This window comes from Bartonella bilalgolemi (genome assembly GCF_023500045.1).
GTDB lineage: Bacteria > Pseudomonadota > Alphaproteobacteria > Rhizobiales > Rhizobiaceae > Bartonella > Bartonella bilalgolemii.
The window spans coordinates 25,026-41,105 of sequence record NZ_JAMCOF010000009.1 but is presented as its reverse complement, the minus strand read 5'-3'; the positions used below and the strand labels follow the sequence as shown (position 1 = coordinate 41,105).

The 16,080-nt window shown below is 35.0% G+C and carries 16 protein-coding genes; 7 read left to right on the top strand and 9 right to left on the bottom strand.

Features of this window, described 5'->3' with window-relative positions:
- Nucleotides 1–4 precede the first annotated feature (4 nt).
- From sufC to M4Z11_RS05595, 3 genes are all read right to left on the bottom strand, one after another.
- On the bottom strand, nucleotides 5–760 hold the full coding sequence (gene sufC / locus M4Z11_RS05605) for a Fe-S cluster assembly ATPase SufC (protein WP_249677382.1): 756 nt from the start codon (nucleotides 758–760) through the stop codon (nucleotides 5–7).
- A gap of 40 nt (nucleotides 761–800) precedes the next feature.
- Entirely contained in the window at nucleotides 801–2,312 is a 1,512-nt protein-coding gene (gene sufB / locus M4Z11_RS05600) for a Fe-S cluster assembly protein SufB (protein ID WP_249677380.1), read from the bottom strand.
- Between the two features lie 149 nt (nucleotides 2,313–2,461).
- A complete protein-coding gene (locus M4Z11_RS05595) occupies nucleotides 2,462–3,616 on the bottom strand; it encodes a cysteine desulfurase family protein (RefSeq protein WP_249677379.1) in 1,155 nt (384 codons plus the stop codon).
- A gap of 168 nt (nucleotides 3,617–3,784) precedes the next feature.
- On the opposite strand from M4Z11_RS05595, the gene M4Z11_RS05590 reads away from it, so the two are divergent.
- A complete protein-coding gene (locus tag M4Z11_RS05590) occupies nucleotides 3,785–4,471 on the top strand; it encodes an alpha/beta hydrolase (protein WP_249677377.1) in 687 nt (228 codons plus the stop codon).
- Between the two features lie 204 nt (nucleotides 4,472–4,675).
- On the opposite strand, the gene M4Z11_RS05585 is transcribed toward M4Z11_RS05590, so the two are convergent.
- The 3 genes from M4Z11_RS05585 to M4Z11_RS05575 form a co-directional block, all read right to left on the bottom strand.
- Nucleotides 4,676–5,449: an alpha/beta fold hydrolase gene (locus M4Z11_RS05585; RefSeq protein WP_249677375.1), complete on the bottom strand. Its 774-nt coding sequence runs from the start codon at nucleotides 5,447–5,449 to the stop codon at nucleotides 4,676–4,678.
- Nucleotides 5,446–5,967, bottom strand: a complete 522-nt coding sequence (locus M4Z11_RS05580; protein ID WP_249677448.1) for a DUF192 domain-containing protein — start codon at nucleotides 5,965–5,967, stop codon at nucleotides 5,446–5,448. The genes M4Z11_RS05585 and M4Z11_RS05580 overlap by 4 nt, the downstream gene beginning before the upstream one ends.
- An 89-nt stretch (nucleotides 5,968–6,056) precedes the next feature.
- Nucleotides 6,057–6,632 carry a cold-shock protein gene (locus M4Z11_RS05575; RefSeq protein WP_249677372.1) on the bottom strand — a complete coding sequence of 192 codons (576 nt, stop codon included), beginning with the start codon at nucleotides 6,630–6,632 and terminating at the stop codon, nucleotides 6,057–6,059.
- A gap of 328 nt (nucleotides 6,633–6,960) precedes the next feature.
- Between M4Z11_RS05575 and M4Z11_RS05570 the strand changes: the two genes are divergently transcribed.
- The 5 genes from M4Z11_RS05570 (at nucleotide 6,961) to M4Z11_RS05550 (ending at nucleotide 11,802) form a co-directional block, all read left to right on the top strand.
- The gene (locus M4Z11_RS05570) at nucleotides 6,961–8,130 is read left to right on the top strand and encodes an ABC transporter substrate-binding protein (RefSeq protein ID WP_249677371.1); all 1,170 of its coding nucleotides are present in this window, start codon (nucleotides 6,961–6,963) and stop codon (nucleotides 8,128–8,130) included.
- An 83-nt stretch (nucleotides 8,131–8,213) separates the two neighbouring features.
- Nucleotides 8,214–9,290, top strand: a complete 1,077-nt coding sequence (locus tag M4Z11_RS05565; protein WP_249677369.1) for a branched-chain amino acid ABC transporter permease — start codon at nucleotides 8,214–8,216, stop codon at nucleotides 9,288–9,290.
- Nucleotides 9,290–10,330, top strand: coding sequence for a branched-chain amino acid ABC transporter permease (locus tag M4Z11_RS05560; protein ID WP_249677366.1), 1,041 nt, complete (start codon nucleotides 9,290–9,292; stop codon nucleotides 10,328–10,330). The genes M4Z11_RS05565 and M4Z11_RS05560 overlap by 1 nt, the downstream gene beginning before the upstream one ends.
- A complete protein-coding gene (locus M4Z11_RS05555) occupies nucleotides 10,323–11,105 on the top strand; it encodes an ABC transporter ATP-binding protein (protein WP_249677364.1) in 783 nt (260 codons plus the stop codon). The genes M4Z11_RS05560 and M4Z11_RS05555 overlap by 8 nt, the downstream gene beginning before the upstream one ends.
- A complete protein-coding gene (locus M4Z11_RS05550) occupies nucleotides 11,092–11,802 on the top strand; it encodes an ABC transporter ATP-binding protein (protein WP_249677362.1) in 711 nt (236 codons plus the stop codon). Before M4Z11_RS05555 ends, M4Z11_RS05550 begins: the two co-directional genes overlap by 14 nt.
- A 132-nt stretch (nucleotides 11,803–11,934) precedes the next feature.
- Here M4Z11_RS05550 and gatA read toward each other — a convergent pair whose 3' ends face one another.
- Nucleotides 11,935–13,419, bottom strand: coding sequence for an Asp-tRNA(Asn)/Glu-tRNA(Gln) amidotransferase subunit GatA (gatA, locus tag M4Z11_RS05545; protein WP_249677360.1), 1,485 nt, complete (start codon nucleotides 13,417–13,419; stop codon nucleotides 11,935–11,937).
- A gap of 30 nt (nucleotides 13,420–13,449) precedes the next feature.
- Entirely contained in the window at nucleotides 13,450–13,737 is a 288-nt protein-coding gene (gatC, locus tag M4Z11_RS05540; RefSeq protein WP_249677357.1) for an Asp-tRNA(Asn)/Glu-tRNA(Gln) amidotransferase subunit GatC, read from the bottom strand.
- Nucleotides 13,738–13,889: 152 nt separating this feature from the next.
- On the opposite strand from gatC, the gene ruvX reads away from it, so the two are divergent.
- Nucleotides 13,890–14,381: a Holliday junction resolvase RuvX gene (gene ruvX, locus M4Z11_RS05535; protein ID WP_249677354.1), complete on the top strand. Its 492-nt coding sequence runs from the start codon at nucleotides 13,890–13,892 to the stop codon at nucleotides 14,379–14,381.
- Here the strand turns inward: ruvX and M4Z11_RS05530 are convergent.
- Entirely contained in the window at nucleotides 14,355–15,983 is a 1,629-nt protein-coding gene (locus tag M4Z11_RS05530; RefSeq protein ID WP_249677351.1) for an acyl-CoA dehydrogenase family protein, read from the bottom strand. The two genes, ruvX and M4Z11_RS05530, sit on opposite strands and share 27 nt — an antisense overlap.
- Nucleotides 15,984–16,080: the final 97 nt, after the last annotated feature.

Here is a 16,080-nt window from a genome sequence, read left to right as displayed (position 1 = left end):
AACCTCAAGCAGTTTTATTTATAATATCAGCATACCCATTTTGTTCCAAATATAGTGCTAAAGATTTATCTCCACTCTTAATAATACGACCTTTATGAAGAACATGTACTGTGTCAGGAGCAATATAATCAAGTAAACGTTGATAATGAGTAATAACCAAAAATGAACGTTTCTGACTACGAAGTTTATTAACACCATCTGCAACAATTTTTAATGCATCAATATCTAAGCCAGAATCTGTTTCATCTAAAATGCAAAGCTTAGGTTCAAGTAGAGCCATTTGAAGAATTTCAGTACGCTTTTTTTCTCCACCTGAAAAACCAACATTCAATGGACGTTTAAGCATAGCCATATCTATTTCAAGTTCAGAAGAAATGTCTTTAATACGTTGAATAAATTCAGAAATTTTAAGTTCTTTATCACCTCGAGCTTTGCGTTGAGAATTCATTGCAACTTTTAAAAATTCCATTGTTGCAACACCAGGTATTTCCATTGGATATTGAAATGCTAAAAAAATACCACATATTGCACGCTCTGTTGGACTCATCTTTAAAATGGATTGCCCATTATAAAGGATATCGCCTTCTGTTACTTCATAATCATCGCGCCCAGAAAGTAAGTAAGACAAAGTAGATTTTCCTGCTCCATTTTGCCCCATAATAGCAGCTACTTCACCATCTCGAATGGTTAAATTTAAACCACAAATGATTTCAGTATTAGTTTCAGAAATACGGGCGTGCAAATTTTTGATTTCTAACATAATTCAGTCCTGTTATTGCTGTATTTGCTTAAATTAAGTATTAGCCTACACTACCTTCAAGGCTAATACCGATCAGTTTCTGAGCTTCAACAGCAAATTCCATTGGTAATTTTTGAATAACTTCTTTTACGAATCCATTAATGATTAACGCAATTGCCTCTTCTTCAGAAATCCCTCGTTGCATAACATAAAAAAGTTGATCATCAGAGATCTTTGACGTTGTTGCTTCATGTTCAAACTGAGCTGTTGCATTTTTTGCCTCAATATAGGGTACTGTGTGAGCACCGCAATCACTGCCAATCAGCAAACTATCACATTGAGTAAAATTACGTGCATTCTTGGCTTTTCTATGTGCAGTCACTTGTCCGCGATAAGTATTACTTGAAAAACCAGCAGAAATTCCCTTGGAAATAATACGACTTGATGTATTTTCTCCTAAATGGATCATTTTTGTACCGGAATCAATTTGTTGATGACCATTTGCGACAGCAATAGAATAAAATTCTCCACGTGAATTATTACCTCGTAATAAACAAGATGGATATTTCCAAGTAATTGCAGAACCAGTCTCAATTTGAGTCCATGAAATTTTGGAATTATCTCCTCTACAATCTCCACGTTTAGTTACAAAATTATAAATCCCTCCCTTTCCCTCCTTATCACCAGGATACCAATTTTGTACCGTCGAATATTTAATTTCTGCATTTTTTAGAGAAATAAGCTCGACAACCGCAGCATGCAATTGATTTTCGTCACGCTGAGGCGCAGTACACCCTTCCAAATAAGAAACGTAGGAATCTTCATCTGCGATAATTAGTGTGCGCTCAAATTGTCCTGTATTGCGTTCGTTAATCCTGAAATAGGTTGAAAGTTCCATAGGACAACGCACTCCTTTAGGAATATAAACAAATGAACCATCTGTGAAAACAGCTGCATTTAAGGCAGCATAATAATTATCACCAGCTGGAACAACTGCCCCTAAATATTCCTGAATAAAAGCAGGATGTTCGATAATAGCTTCTGAAATAGAACAAAAAATGACACCAGCACGTGCTAATTCTTCTTTAAATGTTGTCACAACTGAAACAGAATCGAAGACAGCATCAACAGCCACTTTTCCTGATGCATACATATTATCATCGAGTGTAGAAAAATCCGCTTGCTTTGTTACTCCTGCCAAAATTTCTTGCTCTTTTAAGGGAATACCAAGCTTTTCATAAGTTGCTAATAATTCAGGGTCAACCTCATTTAAAGATTTTGGCCCTGTATGATTTTTAGGAGCAGCATAATAATAAAGTTCTTGAAAATCGATTTTTGGATATTCAATTCGTGCCCAAAGTGGTTCTTCCATTTTAGACCATCGACGAAAAGCTTGTAAACGCCATGTCAACATCCACTCAGGCTCACATTTTTTAGCTGAAATGAATCGAATAATATCTTCATTTAAGCCTTTTGGAGCCTTATCCATTTCAATATTTGTTTCAAAACCATATTTATATTGATCAACGTCTATTTCACGTACTTGGTGTATTGTTTCTTGCACTGCCGGCATCGACTTTCTCCATTTTTGCCGGCATCAAGAACCGGTGATCAAAGATAAAGACTTATTTTCTTCACAAAATTAAAACACGCGGTTTTATATGTAAAATGGGAAAACTCTATCAAGCTTAATCTTAACTTTTAAGAATAGCGCTCAATTTTTTAATGATTAACTTTATTTTTGTTACCTATAATTTGAGAAAAAATCAATAAAAAATCATCAATATCTTTAGAAGTGGTACAACGTCCTGTTGAAACACGGATTGCACCATTCAATATATGATATCCCATTGCTTTCAAAACTCCGCTTTGTTTCACTTTTCCTGAAGAGCAAGCAGAACCCGCTGATACAGAAAATCCCGCTAAATCAAAACTAATTTGCATCGTTTCAGCTTTTATATCTTGCACAGTAAAATAAGTAGTATTTGGCAAACGTTGAACACCTTTGCCAAAAATTGTAACATCATGACTAATTTTTTGTAAACCATCTTCTAATCTATTACGTAAATAAATTAATTGTTTTATTTCTTCTTCAGTAAAACAATCAGCCATTGCAGCTCCAAAAGAAGCAATAAGTGGTAAAGCTTCTGTTCCTCCACGTAATCCTTTTTCTTGTCCACCAGCAATAATAAGAGGATGAGGAGTAAGAAGATTGCTACATGAAACAAACGCACCAATTCCTTTAGGTCCTCCAATTTTATGGGCTGATAATATAAAGAAATCGCCCCCGAAATGATTAATATCAATGAGATGTTTATCTACATACTGGACTAAGTCAACAATGAGAGTACCTCTAGCTTCTCGAACTATAGCAGCTATTTCTTGAATATTTTGAATAACACCAGTTTCACCATTTGCAGCTTGAATAGCGATAAGGGGTAAACCTTTTGCATTATCATGTGCCATTAATAAAGATTTTAACTTGTCCTGCTGGATCAAACCATGCTGATCAATATCAATTATACTAATCAATTCTTTAGAAAAACGCCCCCCTTCTGCAATAGACGGATGCTCACTTGCACCAATATAAAGGTGAGAAAATTGCACTTCAGAACGCCCCATATGATAAAAAGGTGTTAACAGAGTCATTGCTGCTTCGCTGGCACCAGATGTAAATACAACATTATCCGGATTTGCCTTAAGTCTATCAGCAATTTGTTTACGGGATTTCTGTAAAAGTGCTTTAGCAGCACGCCCTTCTGTATGAACAGATGATGGATTACCGAATATCTCTAAGGATTCTAATAATGCCATTCGCGCCATTTTTGTGAGTGGTGTCGTTGCATTATGATCAAAATATCGGCGTTTTACAGCCATTTTAAATCCTAATATCTATCCCACAAATTGATTAAAAAAATAATGCAATTTTCTTGAAAAACGCCTTCAAAAAAGGATATCTAGTGATTAATTAAAGAAATTAATAGATTCTATTGTAAAATTTGGCCAAGGTCAATGAAAACATTCATAGCTTTTAAGGAGCATTTAATGCCAGAAATCATTTTTAATGGTCCCGCAGGTCGTCTTGAAGGACGTTATCAACCTTCTCAACAAAAAAATGCGCCAATTGCAATTGTTCTGCATCCTCACCCTCAATTCGGCGGAACAATGAATAATAAAATTGTTTACGATTTATTTTATATGTTTCAACAACGTGGTTTTACTACACTGCGTTTCAATTTTCGTGGTATTGGTCGAAGTCAAGGGGAATTTGATTATGGTATAGGAGAACTTTCAGATACTGCCGCTGCCCTTGATTGGGTGCAAACACAGCATCCTAATTCTAAAAATTGTTGGGTAGCTGGTTATTCGTTTGGTGCTTGGATTGGAATGCAACTTCTCATGCGTAGACCCGAAATTGAAAGCTTTATATCTGTTGCTCCACAACCGAATATTTACGATTTCTCATTTCTTGCTCCTTGCCCTTCATCTGGCTTAATAATTCATGGGGATATTGATAAAGTTGCACCTTCGAAAGATGTTCAAAATCTTGTCGATAAACTAAAAATGCAAAAAGGTATTACTATTACACAAGAAATACTAAAAGGAGCTAACCACTTTTTCAGCGGATATAATAAGGAGCTTATTGAACGATGTGCACAATATTTAGATAGGCATATTGCAAACGACTTATCAATTCTTCCTTCACGTAAAAAACCTGCACTTTTAAAATAATAAAATAAAGTTGCTTTAATTTTAAAGCATTACCTAAAATAAATAGAAAGAGCACTTATTGTCTAAATAATTGAAAGCGGAATTTTTAAAAGAAATAATAAATTCGGGCATTAGTAATCCTATCCTTGATATTTTTAATATGTTGAAGGTATTCATAACAAATAGATTATTTCTTTCATATCTCGAACGCCTTTTAAATAATAGTTAAGTAATAGGGTGACGAGCAAGAAAATCAATAACACCTTTTTTATAAACTTTATCTCCAACAGCAAGCATATGATCACGACCAGGAATTTGTAATACCTCACCGTGTGGCAACAAAGCTGCTAATGGCTCAGCTTCACCACTAATTTCATCCAATGAACCAACTGCAACGAGCGCAGGCTGCTTAATTTTATAAACTTCATCCTCTGTTAATTCCTGTTTCGACGTCATGATACAAGCAGCAAGAGCACGTCTATTGCTCTTAGTTTGTTCTGCAAATTTACGAAACATTAAACCGCGCTGATTGGTAATTGCTGAAATATCTTTTTCTAAAAGAGCCTGAGCAACAGGCTCCCAATCACCTGCCCCCGTTACCATACCAATTCCTAAACCACCAAAAATAACACTATGTACATATGTTGGATATAAAAGAGCCATAAATGCGCTAATTCTAGCTCCCATAGAATATCCCATAACATGAGTCTTGGACAACCCTAAATGTTGAAGCAATTTAACCGCATCACTGGCCATAGCTTGAGGCGTATAAAATAAAGGATTATAAATCTTATCCGAATCACCATGACCGCGATTATCAAAAGCAATAACACGATAGCCTGCCTCAATAAGGGTACGAAACCAACCTGTTGCATACCAATTCATATACGCAGAAGATCCAAAACCATGAATCAATAAAATAGGAGACCCCCGTCCTTCTTCACGGTAAGCAAAACGCAAACCATCGTGTTCAAAAAAACGAATTTCTTCTGCTGTCATGATTTATTACTTTCACATTTCTCATAAATAATAGGATGTATCACACATTGTCCTTGCTGTATCTTTTTATCAATAACCTCACCGGCATTAAGCTCAATAGCAAAAGCTGCAGGTACTTTTGACGAAATTATATTTTTTGAAAATGGAAGTGTATTTTCAATAATTGAAACAATAACCCCCTTAGAATTTAAAAAAATTATATCTAAGGGTAAAGATGTATGAGCCATCCACATAAACATTTTTTGTTTATCTTCTGGTATACTACCAAGAAAATTCTTAAATAACATAGCACGGTTACGAGGAAAATGAGTACGATACATCAAACCAGCGCTTGCTTGAGTTTCCGAAAATGCAATCTCTACCTCATAAAAAATCGCATTCTGTTTTGTATTAATTATTAAAAAAGCTGGATCAACAGGAATCTCTATAGGCTTTCCTGCTATAACCATACTTGAAATATTGCCCCCCAAAAACAGAATAAACTGAATAATTTGTTTTTTCTTTAAAAATTTCAAAATTCTTATCCTGCATTATTATTTTTTTTAAGATAAATCACGCAACTTAAAAAAACAGAGACGACACTTTTTGCCTTAGTAATATTAGAAATTTAATTTGTAATAAATGGAAGCGCTATATCAGGATAAATTTCTGCTGTCATCAAACCCTTTTTTCCCTTGCCAAAACGCACAATGACAACCTGACCAGAACGAAGTTCTGCTAAACCAAAACGACGTAATGTTTCCATATGAATGAAAATATCTTCTGTTCCCTGCCCTCGGCTAAGGAAACCAAATCCTTTTTCGCGATTGAACCACTTAACAATTGCACGTTCTAAACCACTTTCAGGAGTTACTACAACATGTGTACGTACTGGAATTTCTGAGGGATGAGTAGCTGATGAGCAATCAATAGACTTAACTTGGATACATTTTAGTCCTCTCTCCGTTTGTTGTACAACACAAATAACTTTGGCTCCTTCTAAAGCTGTTTGAAAACCATCTCGCCGCATCACTGCCACATGCAATAATATATCAGGAAGACCTGGAAAATCAGGAATAATAAACCCATACCCCTTGCTGCCATCAAACCATTTAATGACACCACTAATTTCAATAATTTCACCACAAATACCGAGATCATCTTCAGATAAAGAATAATCTTTTAATGTATCCTTACTTGTCATAACCAAACGCGATCCTGTAGGTTTGAATTCTACAAATTGATTCTTCTGCGTAAGTAGACATCGTAGTTACACCAACAAGCAAGACCTAAGATAAGATTTCCCCATGTTGTCGTATCTACCTCGTAATGTCAGCTCATAAATCATAAATTTCATCCAAGAAAGTTTATACACATCATGTATAATAAATAATAATTTTAAAGACTTTCTGTATAAACTCCATACACACTGATCAACTTTATTAAGAGGTATAACTTGCATGATAATAAAGTTCAAGATAATGTGCGGAATTTATAAAAAAATTATAACTGAAAATAAGGAAAAGTGTTCAATGCAATTGAGAAAAATCCTTACAGTAGCCTTTATAATAATCACATTTCTAACAAGCGCCTCTGCAAAAGATCCTATTAAGATTGGTGTTTATCTTCCATTAACTGGACAAAATGCGTTTGGAGGAAAACTCGAACTTGAGGGTATACAATTAGCACATAAAAAAACTCCAGAAATACTAGGACGCAAAGTTGAACTGATTGTTGTTGATAATAAATCTGATAAAGTAGAAGCAGTCAATGCTGTAGCACGTTTAACCGCTAATGACAAAGTTAATGGAATCATTGGAACCTATGGTTCTTCACTATCACTAGCGGGTGGAGAAGTATCTGAAAAAGCAAAAACACCTACTATTGCAACCTCATCAACAAATCCATTGGTCACACAAGGAAAAAAATATTATTTTCGTGCATGTTTCACTGATTCTTATCAAGGTATAGGTGCTGCAACTTATGCAATCAAAACTTTACATGCCAAAAAGGCAGCTATCTTAAAAGATATATCTAATGACTATGCAATTGGTCTTGCACGTTATTTCATCAGTTCATTCAAAAAGTTAGGTGGTGAAGTTATTTCAAATTTAAATTATAATTCTGGAGACCAAGATTTCTCAGCTGCTCTTATACAAATCATAGCACAAAAACCTGATATCTTATTCATCCCATCTTATTTTTCTGAAGGCGCTATAATTATAAAGCAAGCACGTGAATTAGGAGCAAAATTTCGCATTATGGGTGGAGATGCTATGGACAATCCAGAAACTATTGCAATTGCAGGACGAGCTGCAGAAGGATTTTTGCATACAACACTTCCTTACAATGAAGCTATACCAAACATGTCAAAAGCTGCACAAGAATTTACAAGTAAATGGAAAGCCGTTCATCCCAATAAACAACCAAATATCAATTCAGCTTTGGGGTACACCGCATATATGATGTTCATGCAAGCTATTGAAAATGCTGGCAGTGCTGATCGTGATCAAATTACAGCTGAACTGAGCAAATTAAAAGATTTTCAAACCCCTTTTGGAATTATATCCATAGATGAAAATCATAATCCTCAAGTTTCTATTGGTGTAATTGAAATAAAAAATGGAAAACGTATTTATTTAAATGAAATACAGTCTACTGACTTAAAAAAAACAATTCAAAATAATAAGTTGCTCAATTAAAAGTGCAAAATTAGTTAATGTATTTCGAGACTAGACCATTTAGAACAATCATATTTCATATTAATACATAAAAGGAACAAGAGATGAGCACTGAAATGTTCATTCAATATTTCTTTAATGCGCTAGCATTAGGATCACTTTACGGGCTTATTGCAATTGGTTATACCATGGTTTATGGTGTTTTAAGGTTAATTAATTTTGCTCATGGTGACCTCTTGATGTTGGGAGCATATTTTTTTTCCTTTTCCACAATTAGTTTTATGCCTACATGGACTGCTATTTTACTTATATTATTCGCAGTTTTCATTTATTATTCGATCTTTATTGGATTTCAAAAACAACAAAAAATTTATTGGATTTCTGTTTTTTTTATTCTTGTTTCAGGGCTTATTTATTACTCACAAATTTCTCCACAAGATTTTAAACCCATTTGGATTCTAGCCATTTTTTTTTCCATTTTTATTACGGGCGCAGTGGGAATTTTTATTGACCAGTTAGCCTATAAGCCTTTGCGTAATGCTCCGCGTATTTCGGTGCTTATCAGCGCGATTGGCATTTCCTTTCTTATTGAAAGCCTTGCAATCATGTTTTTTAGCAGCATTCCAAAGGCTGTAAAACAACCAGATTTTCTTGTAACACCGATCTTATGGTCTTTCGGACAAGATGCAAAGAGTATCATTCGAATTGCTCCCATGTTTCTCATCGTTCCTATTATTTCATTTATTCTTGTTATTATTTTATTATGGACCATCAATAAAACAAAGCCTGGTCTTGCTATGCGTGCAATATCATATGATATTGAAACAACTCGTTTAATGGGTGTTTCCGTTAATAAAATTATTGCATTTACATTTTGTATAGGCTCTGCATTAGGTGCCATAGCAGGCATTATGTGGTCTTTACGTTACCCTCAAATTCATCCTTATATGGGTTTGCTTCCTGGATTAAAAGCTTTCATCGCAGCCGTTATTGGAGGTATAGGTTCAATTTCAGGAGCAATGCTTGGAGGCCTACTATTGGGATTTATTGAAATTATGGTCGTTGCCTTCTCTCCAACTTTATCTGGATATAGAGATGCTTTTGCTTTTATCCTATTGATTCTTATTTTATTAATAATGCCAACTGGTTTAATGGGTAAGAAAAATCAGGAGAAAATTTAATGGCAAAATCATTAAACATTTTTCTATCATTTGTTAGCATTATAATTTTTATTAGTTTTTTATTTTATGCTGATAACCATTTTAATGACTACACATTACGCATTATGAATCTTATCGCCATCAATGCAATATTAGCAATTTCACTTAATTTGATTTACGGGTTTACGGGCATGTTTTCTTTGGGACATGCTGGTTTTATGGCTATTGGTGCTTATATATGCGCAATTTTTCTTCTCTCTCCTGAACAGAAAGAGATGATGTGGATTTTAGAACCGATAGCTGAACCATTAAAAAATTTGCAATTATCGTTTTTCGTTGCTGTTATTATAAGTGGTCTATCTGCTGCAATTATAGGTTTGCTAATTGCTTTTCCTGTTTTACGCCTTGGTGGTGATTATCTTGGAATTGCAACATTGGGCTTTGCAGAAATTATTCGTGTTCTCATTATCAATGCTATACCTTTAACGAATGGTTCATTAGGAATCAAAGGAATACCTCAATATGCTACATTATGGTGGAATTTTGGTTGGTTAGCATTTACAATAATTTTTATTACTCTTTTATTACAAAGCAATACAGGTAATGTGTTACGCGCTATTCGCGATGATGAAATTGCTGCGAAAATAATGGGAGTAAATACTTTTTTCTATCGCTGTTTTTCCTTTACGGTTGGTGCATTTTTTGCAGGCGTCGGTGGTGCATTAACCGCCGCTCTTATTTCAACCATCGACCCCAAAATGTTCAATTTTATCTTAACTTTTAATATTTTAATGATTGTCGTGGCTGGTGGTCTTGGTTCTATTACAGGCAGTGTTATAAGCAGCATTATTATTACAATAATGCTTGAGTGGCTTCGCATTGTTGAAAATCCATTAAATCTAGGCTTTATATATATTCCGGGAGTACCAGGTCTACGAATGGTTATTTTTTCACTTATATTGCTAGCAATTATCTTATACTGGCAAAAAGGATTATTAGGCCAACGTGAATTTTCATGGAATTGGATTTACAATCTTTTAATGAGAAAAAATCATGAATGATACGATCCTTTCGCTCAATAATCTTACAATGCATTTCGGTGGACTAATTGCTGTAAACAACGTTAATATGGCTATTAAACGAGGAACAATTACTGGATTAATTGGTCCAAATGGTGCTGGAAAAACAACTATTTTTAATATAATTTCTGGTTTTTACGCACCAACAAGTGGAACAATTCTTTTAGATAGTAAAAAAATTTGTGGCCTTCCACCTTATACTATCTGCAAACTCCACATTGCACGAACGTTTCAAAACATTCGTCTTTTTTCAGGATTAACAGTCTTACAAAACATCATGGTAGGCGCTCATATTCGACAAAAACAACCATGGTTTACTGCAGCGTTATTATTACCAAGCGCACTTAAAGAGCAAAGACAAATTCATAAAAATGCAATGGAACTTCTTAAGAGAGTTCAGCTTGATCATCTCGCTGATCAAAAAGCAACCACCCTACCCTACGGAGCACAACGACGTTTAGAAATTGCTCGAGCTTTAGCAACAAAACCAAAACTGCTTCTTCTTGACGAACCTGCAGCAGGTATGAATCCACAAGAAAGTGATGAATTAAGACAATTTATAGAAAAAATCAAAAAAGAATTTGATCTTACAATCCTTCTGATTGAACATGACATGAAAGTTGTGATGAAACTTTGTCAATATATTTCTGTATTAGAATATGGCCGTTGTATCGCTAATGGCACACCTAATGAAGTGCGCAATAATCCTAAAGTTATTAAAGCTTATCTCGGTGGAGATATACATGAATATTCTTGAAATAAAAAATCTTCATGTGCATTATGGTGCGATTAAAGCTGTTCAAAACCTTTCCATGTCTATAAAAAAAGGAAGCATAGTTACTCTAATTGGAGCGAATGGAGCAGGAAAAAGTAGCACTATACACTCTATTGTAGGTCTCAATCAATCGATTCACGGTGAAATTATATATAAAGGTAAATCCATCATTGAAAAACAGCCAGAAGAAATTTTGCGATTAGGTATTGCATTAACTCCTGAAGGAAGACGTATTATACCTCACTTTACTGTCTTAGAGAATCTTCAACTAGGAGCTTATATCTGTAATGATAAAACTATTACTGCTCGCAATATCGAATGGATATTTGATTTATTTCCACGATTGCGTGAAAGATCTCAGCAGTTGAGCGGTACAATGTCAGGTGGTGAGCAGCAAATGTTAGCTGTAGGTCGCACCCTTATGAGTAATCCTGATATAGTTATATTAGATGAGCCATCTCTTGGTTTAGCACCTCTTCTTGTACGTGAAATCTTTTCGATTATTAAAAAAATTAATAATATGGGAAAAACTATTCTTCTTATTGAACAAAATGCGTCTGCAGCACTTTCCATTGCTAATTATGCTTATATTTTAGAAGTAGGAAAAATATTATTTCACGATGAAGGCAAAGCTTTGCTTTCTGATCCACGTGTCAAAGACGCATATCTTGGAAATTAAAAAATTACAGTACTTACATCCCCATTGTTTAACTCTAATGATTATACAATTAATGAAAAACCTCTTCTTGTCCATAAATCATTAGAAATATGTTATTCAAAATAAACTAGCATTAAAATTATAAACTATATTTTATGTCCACCATCTTTCAGCATTTAGTTTTCCTGCTGCTTGTTCTATAATATATGCTATTTGAAAAATTACTTCCTCAGAAAAAGATCTACCTATCAATTGTAATCCCAGAGGCAAACCATCTAATGATAAACCTGCAGGAACAGAAATTCCTGGTAAACCAGCCATATTAACTGGCACAGTAAAAATATCATTGAGATACATGGCTATTGTATCATTTTTTATTTTTTCATTTGTAATACTAAAAGCGGATGTCGGTGTTGCAGGAGTTAGAATAGCGTCAATACCAAGTTCAAAACACTGATCAAAATCACGCTTAATTAACGTTCGTACTTTTTGAGCTTTAAGATAATAAGCATTATAGTAACCCGCTGAAAGAACATAAGTTCCAATCAGAATACGCCGCTTAACTTCATCACCAAAACCAGATGAACGGGTATTTTCATACATTTCAATAACGTCTTTTCCTGGTATACGAAGTCCAAAACGAACACCATCATAGCGTGCCAAATTAGAAGATGCTTCTGCAGGAGCTACAATATAGTAAGCAGGCAAAGCATACTTTGTATGAGGTAATGAAATATCAATAATCTCTGCCCCTGCATCTTTTAGCCATTTAATTCCTTTTTGCCAAAGATTAACAATTTCATCAGACATCCCTTCAATATAATATTCTTTTGGGATACCAATTTTCATTCCTTTGATCGATTGACCAAGATAGCTTTCATAATCAGGTACTGGTAAATTAACTGAAGTTGAATCTTTATCATCAAAGGAAGCCATTGATTTTAACATAATTGCACAATCACGCACATCTCTTCCAATAGGTCCCGCCTGATCAAGTGATGAAGCATAAGCTATCATTCCCCAACGCGAACACCGTCCATAAGTTGGCTTTATCCCTACAGTACCAGTAAAAGCTGCTGGCTGACGTATTGATCCACCAGTATCAGTTGCTGTTGCTCCCGCACAAAGACAAGCTGCAACAGCAGCAGCAGAGCCTCCTGAAGAACCACCAGGAACAAGCTTTTCATCTGATTCTTTTTTTCGCCATGGATTAATAGTTGGGCCATAGCATGATGTTTTATTGGATGATCCCATAGCAAACTCATCCATATTCAGCTTACCTAACATAACTGCTCCATCTTTCCATAAATTAGCAGTTACAGTTGATTCATATTTCGGTTTAAAACCATCAAGAATATATGAACAAGCCTGAGTGTGTATATCCTGTGTTGCAAAGAGATCCTTAATGCCCAATGGAATACCTTCTAAAATTCCAGCCTTTCCTTTTGCCAAACGGGTGTCAGATTCAGCTGCCATTTTTGTTGCTTGTTCTGCAGTCACTGCTACATAAGCATTCAAAATTGGATTAGCTAATTCAATTGCTTTCAAATAAGCTTCTGTTAATTCAATTGCTTTCAGATCTCCCTTTTTAAAAGCATCACGAGCTTGTGCAATTGTTAAGGTTATTAAATCGGTCATGTTGATTCTCGAATTTTGAAATGTAAAAAATTATTCGACTACTTTTGGAACAAGAAAAAAATTTTCTTCTGCTAAAGGTGCATTTGCTATAATATCCGCGGCCTTATTACCATCCGTAATCTCATCCTCACGTCTTCGTAAAGCCATCGGAATTACTGATGTTAGTGGTTCAACTCCATTAACATCAATTTCATCAAGTTGTTTTACAAAATCTAAAATGGTATTAAACTCCTCTGTTATACGCTCAACTTCATCATTATGGATAGCAATACGTGCTAATTTTGCCACCCGCTTGACTGTTTTACTATCAACAGACATATTGCACCTTTCTACTTGATTTACTCTAATATTATTAACCTATTCGTTTTTTGGCTATACAAGTCTACGTCTATAAGCGCAAGAATATTGGTATATACACCCCAATTTTTATTGTAACCAACCAAAATATTATGATACTCTAAGCATACAACATGGCCATTATCAGCATAAATGAAGTTACGACACATCTTTTATTTGGGCAAACAATAGCGAGCTTAGATTTGGGTGCCAAAACAATTGGAATTGCTATTTCTGATATTAGTTTAACATTTTCAAATCCGCGACCTGTTATTTATCGAAAAAAATTCACATTAGATGCTCTGACACTTATACAGATTTTTAATAATGAAAATGTAGGAGCTATTATCATTGGCTTACCCATTAATATGAATGGAAGCAACGGTCCACGTGTTCAAGCAACCAAAACTTTTGTTAGTAATATGGCAACATATACAAAAATTCCTTTTATTTTTTGGGATGAACGGCTATCGACAATTGCTGCAGAACGTCGTCTTTTAGAAATGGATATGTCGCGCTCTAAAAGAAAATCACGCATTGACTCAGCTGCTGCTGCTTTCATTTTGCAAGGCGCTCTCGATAGAATTAAGACTCTGTCATCAAACAGCAGGATAGAGAACGTCTAATAATTGTGTTGGATTATATCGTGCGATCAACATACCATAAGATGATCTCCATTGTCCTCCAAGACGACTTTCCATATAAGCATTTACAACATGTTCAACTTCTGTATAACGTAACGCTGCACTGGCAGATGCATATGCCATCTGTTCAACAAAAAACCTACCAGCTCCTTCATTTATAGAAGCCATATTCACAGCGGATTTAATAATCTCAATCGCTCGTGGACCAGCTTGTCCAATATCAGCTGCAATTTTTTCTAATAATTGCTGAAATAATCCAGGTGCTTTATCACCTATAAGAATTGCATCCCTTACCAATTGATTAACACCACTATTTTTAACTATTCTTGCAGGACTATCACGCAATATTTGCAACAAAGGATTACTATCCGTGAAACTCGCTATACCAACCTGTGCAATAATTTCACCAATAATTGGAATAACTAATTGACTGACATGACAAGCAACAATAGGTGTCATAATTCTTGCAAAAGCTGCCTCAGAACGATTATCTGCAGCATTATCAAACGCTCGTGCTAAGCGCATAACCAATGCTTGCGAAGCAGCTATATCAAGTGCAATATCTGCAAAAATACGCTCTGTTAATAGTGGAAAAGGTTGATTTGGAATTTGCTTCCGAAGAAAATCTATACTAAATTGAAGTGCAGAACGCAAAACACCTGCTGATATTATAGCCTGATCGAAACGCATCATGGTTTCGATATCCTTAATCACTTTAGCCCCTTCTCCCATGTTACCAACAAGCCAACCATAACAACCTCGGAATTCAATAACTCCTTCTGGAGCTGAATATTCTCCAGACCGCTGAATTAAATAACGAATTAATATAACACCATTTAATAAGCCATTTTCTTGCATACGTGGAATTAAAAAGCAGCTTAAAAGGCCATCTATTTCTGCGCTTACAATATATCCGTCGGCCATCGGATTAACAACATTAGTTTTTATAATGTTTAAACGATATAGATCACGCCCCATTTTTTCATCAAAAGAAATCCTTTGAACAGCTGGAAAGTTAAAAGTATATTTTTCATTTTCCTCAATATTATCAAAAGCACAAGTCAGTGAAGCTCCCTTTTTATTATCAATAGGCCTAGAAGACAAATCATATTCGCGTGATAAAAGCGCATCTTGCCATTTTTTAAATAATTCAATATCACCAATTAACACTGCAATAGCAGCACTTGCTACAGTGATCTCATTCAAATGTCCTGTTTCCAAACCAGCCAATAAAGCCAAGCGAATAGCACGCGCCTGATAACGTACTCTATTTTCTGAAGTCGTATTTTCCCAAAGCGAAGAAATTAAACCTGCTTGTCTAGAATATCGTTGAAGAGTATGATAAGAAGGGTGAATATCTAATTCTTCTTTTGATTGTCTCCATCGGTTGTTATAGCGCAATGTGGGTCGGTGGCTGTTTGCTAAACGTGCAAGATCCCACGCTTCATCACTAGCGACGAAAGCTCCTATTTCCTCAAAGCTTGCCAATAAAGAAGTGGGTAAAGTAGATGCGATACGAAACATAAGCGTATCACTAAGAAATGCATTTTTTCGCTGGGAATTCTGCTGGGATACAACATTCATATAGTACATTCCTATTATTAGAATCACTCATATCATAGACTATTTGCCTTTTTACAGCTAAAAACATTTATTATATTTAAACAAATGCTCTTTTAAG

Excerpts from the sequence above, each read along its gene's own strand:
- sufC (WP_249677382.1), bottom strand. The coding sequence starts at position 760 with ATGTTAGAAATCAAAAATTTGCACGCCCGTATTTCTGAAACTAATACT.
- sufB (WP_249677380.1), bottom strand. The coding sequence starts at position 2,312 with ATGCCGGCAGTGCAAGAAACAATACACCAAGTACGTGAAATAGACGTT.
- M4Z11_RS05595 (WP_249677379.1), bottom strand. The coding sequence starts at position 3,616 with ATGGCTGTAAAACGCCGATATTTTGATCATAATGCAACGACACCACTC.
- M4Z11_RS05590 (WP_249677377.1), top strand. The coding sequence starts at position 3,785 with ATGCCAGAAATCATTTTTAATGGTCCCGCAGGTCGTCTTGAAGGACGT.
- M4Z11_RS05585 (WP_249677375.1), bottom strand. The coding sequence starts at position 5,449 with ATGACAGCAGAAGAAATTCGTTTTTTTGAACACGATGGTTTGCGTTTT.
- M4Z11_RS05575 (WP_249677372.1), bottom strand. The coding sequence starts at position 6,632 with ATGACAAGTAAGGATACATTAAAAGATTATTCTTTATCTGAAGATGAT.
- M4Z11_RS05570 (WP_249677371.1), top strand. The coding sequence starts at position 6,961 with ATGCAATTGAGAAAAATCCTTACAGTAGCCTTTATAATAATCACATTT.
- M4Z11_RS05565 (WP_249677369.1), top strand. The coding sequence starts at position 8,214 with ATGAGCACTGAAATGTTCATTCAATATTTCTTTAATGCGCTAGCATTA.
- M4Z11_RS05560 (WP_249677366.1), top strand. The coding sequence starts at position 9,290 with ATGGCAAAATCATTAAACATTTTTCTATCATTTGTTAGCATTATAATT.
- M4Z11_RS05555 (WP_249677364.1), top strand. The coding sequence starts at position 10,323 with ATGAATGATACGATCCTTTCGCTCAATAATCTTACAATGCATTTCGGT.
- M4Z11_RS05550 (WP_249677362.1), top strand. The coding sequence starts at position 11,092 with ATGAATATTCTTGAAATAAAAAATCTTCATGTGCATTATGGTGCGATT.
- gatA (WP_249677360.1), bottom strand. The coding sequence starts at position 13,419 with ATGACCGATTTAATAACCTTAACAATTGCACAAGCTCGTGATGCTTTT.
- gatC (WP_249677357.1), bottom strand. The coding sequence starts at position 13,737 with ATGTCTGTTGATAGTAAAACAGTCAAGCGGGTGGCAAAATTAGCACGT.
- ruvX (WP_249677354.1), top strand. The coding sequence starts at position 13,890 with ATGGCCATTATCAGCATAAATGAAGTTACGACACATCTTTTATTTGGG.
- M4Z11_RS05530 (WP_249677351.1), bottom strand. The coding sequence starts at position 15,983 with ATGAATGTTGTATCCCAGCAGAATTCCCAGCGAAAAAATGCATTTCTT.